The following is a 2,629-nucleotide window of genomic DNA, read 5'->3' as shown; positions in this document are numbered from 1 at the left end:
TGCGTATTTCGCAAAAACGGGACAGTCGTTCCGCTAAATCGCGGACAGCAGTTTCACTAAGTCGCGGACAGCAGGATGGGGTCGGCCCTCGATTGCCTGGTTGAACTCATTTGCGATTGATTTCGCCGTTTTCGGCGCCGGTCAAGAGCGGCGGTGCTTTTTGCTTTCTCATGCTGTCGCCTTCGAGGGTGAGGCGATGGGCGTTGTGGATGATCCGGTCGAGAATGGCATCGGCGATTGTCGGCTCGCCGATCATGGCATGCCACTGGGCGATCGGCAGTTGCGCGGTGATCAGCGTCGATTTCCGGCGATAGCGTTCCTCGAAGATTTCCAGCAGATCGAGACGCTGCTGGTCGGTCAGGCTGTGGGTGCCCCAGTCGTCAAGGATGAGCAGTTGCACCCGAGCCAGCTTGTCGATGAGCCGGGGAAAGCGGCCGTCGAGACGCGCCAGGGCGAGATCCTCGAACAGACGCGGCATGCGCAGGTAGAGCACGGAATGGTCGAGCCGGGCGGCCTGACGTCCGAAGGCGCAGGCCAGCCAGGTCTTTCCGGTGCCGGTCTGTCCGGTGATGATGAGGTTTTCATGCGCCTTCAGCCATGCGCCTTGGGCCAGCGACAGCGTATTGCGCCGATCGAGCCCGCGATGCGCGGCGAAGTCGATGTTCTCGATGCAGGCGTCGGCAAAGCGCAGCCTGGCAACGGCGAGACGGTTGGTCAGACGCTTGTCGGCACGCATGGCGGCTTCACGATCGAGCATCAGGCCAAGCCACTCGTCGCGGCTGAGATCGTCGGCGTTGCTCTGGTCGGCCAGGTCCTGGTAGGCGGCGGCCATTCCGCCAAGGCCGAGAGCCTGCATCTGATCGAGGGTTGGGTGTGTCAGCATGGTTGGTTTCCTTCCTTCACTGATAATAGGAGCCGCCGCGGATGTTGGTGTGCGATGGCGTGGGCTTGACCGGCTCGGCCGCGGGCGGCACGCGGTCGAGGCCGGATTTGAGGATGGCGTTGACGGAGGAGTAGGTGATCGCATTGATGGTCAGTGCCCGCGCGCAGGCTGCCTCGAGCCGATCGCGCTTGTAGCGACGGGCCAGCGAGAGGATGCCAAACGCGGAGCGGTATCCTTGCTCGGGATGGGGACGGTCGCGCATCATCCGCTCGACCAGGATGGCAGTGTTGGCGCCGATCCCGGCTGCCTGCCGGATCAGGTTCGCCGGCGTCGTGTTGGCATAGCGCTGGTGCGCCTTGGGCATATGCTCGTTGACGGTGACATGGCCGCAGCGCTGCGAGCGGCGGACATGGCTGGCGACGCGCTTGTGATCAAGGAAGAGCTCGACCACCCGGTGGGTGAGCCGCACATCCACGCGCCGCCCGATCAGCGCGTGCGGCACCGAGTAGAAGGTCCTGTCGATCTCGACATGGTAGTCGGGATGCACCTTCGCCGATTTCCACTCCGCATATTCGAACGGCGCCGGCGGCAACGGCGACAGGGCCGTTCGTTCGATCTCCTCGAACAGCTCCCGGCGGCTTTTGCCGACATGGCGCATGGGGCGGTTGTTCAGATCCTCCAGCAACACCGCGATCGCGGCGTTGAGATCGCCGAGACTGAAGAAGCGCCGGTTGCGCAGCCGGGCCAGGACCCAGCGCTCGACGATCAGCACCGCGCCCTCGACCTTGCCCTTGTCGCGCGGCTTGCGGCTGCGGGTCGGCAGGATCGTCGTGTCGTAATATTCGGCCATGGCGGCGAAGGTCTGGTTGAGCGTCGGCTCGAACCACAGCGCCTTGGCGACGCCGGCCTTCAGATTGTCGCAGACGATCGCCTTCGTTACCCCACCGAAGAAGGTGAGTGCCCGGCACTGGCCCTCGATCCAGTCCGGCAGTTTCTGGCTGAAGCTGGCATGGGCGAAGGTGAAGGACGACGCGCCCAGCACCGCAACGAAGATCTGAGCCTGGCAGATGACGCCAGTATCGGGATCGACGACGGGCACGGTGTGGCCCGCATAGTCGGTCTGCATCACCGCGCCCGCCTCGTGGCGATTGCGGAACGTCGCGCTCGACCGGCGCTGGAAAGCGCCGAACCGGTCGCAAAACCACGTGTAGCCATAACCATCGGGGTGCGCCGCGCGGTATTCCTGCCACAACAACGTCAGCGTCACGCCCTTGCGCTTCAGCTCGCGCGAGATCATCGCCCAATCGGGCTCGTCCAGATCCTGCGGCGGACGGCCAACCCGGCGAAACAGACGCCGCTCAAGCGATGCGTCATGGTCACAGCCCGGCGGCAGCGGCCAGTCCGAGATGCCGGCCTCACGTGCCCGCAACAGATAGGTCGAAACCGAAGTCTTGCTGATCTTCAGCCGTTCCGACACCGCACGCACCGAGAGGCCCTGCTCATGCGTCAGGCGCAGGATTGATCGTAGTTCTTTCACTGTCGTTCGTCTCGCTTGCTTCCGTCTTGGCATGGCCCCTCTCAACCCGATGATGAGAGGGCAAAATGCCAGAACGGCGCTCCCGAGAACCGACCGTTATATCCGCCCCGAAAACTGTCCGGGAATTAGCGGAATCACTGTCCCGTAATTACTGAAATCGCTGTCCGCGAATTAGCGGAATCGGTGTCCGCGAATTTCTGAAACACGCA

The 2,629-nt window shown here is 63.4% G+C and carries 2 protein-coding genes; both read right to left on the bottom strand.

Annotated features, from left to right (window positions below; all coding sequences use genetic code 11):
• Window positions 1-106: 106 nt before the first annotated feature.
• On the bottom strand, window positions 107-883 hold the full coding sequence (gene istB / locus AC0L3L_RS36285; protein ID WP_473642168.1) for an IS21-like element helper ATPase IstB: 777 nt from the start codon (window positions 881-883) through the stop codon (window positions 107-109).
• A 16-nt stretch (window positions 884-899) separates the two neighbouring features.
• Complete coding sequence (istA, locus tag AC0L3L_RS36280; RefSeq protein WP_473642166.1) at window positions 900-2,453, bottom strand: IS21 family transposase; 1,554 nt, start codon at window positions 2,451-2,453, stop codon at window positions 900-902.
• Window positions 2,454-2,629: the final 176 nt, after the last annotated feature.

It is taken from the genome of Mesorhizobium sp. WSM4849, assembly GCF_055811385.1.
Note: the sequence above shows the minus strand (reverse complement) of the source record. Positions and strands in the feature narration are given on the sequence as shown.

Bases quoted from the DNA above. Each gene is read 5' to 3' on its own strand.
- istB (WP_473642168.1), bottom strand. From the start codon at position 883: ATGCTGACACACCCAACCCTCGATCAGATGCAGGCTCTCGGCCTTGGC.
- istA (WP_473642166.1), bottom strand. From the start codon at position 2,453: ATGCCAAGACGGAAGCAAGCGAGACGAACGACAGTGAAAGAACTACGA.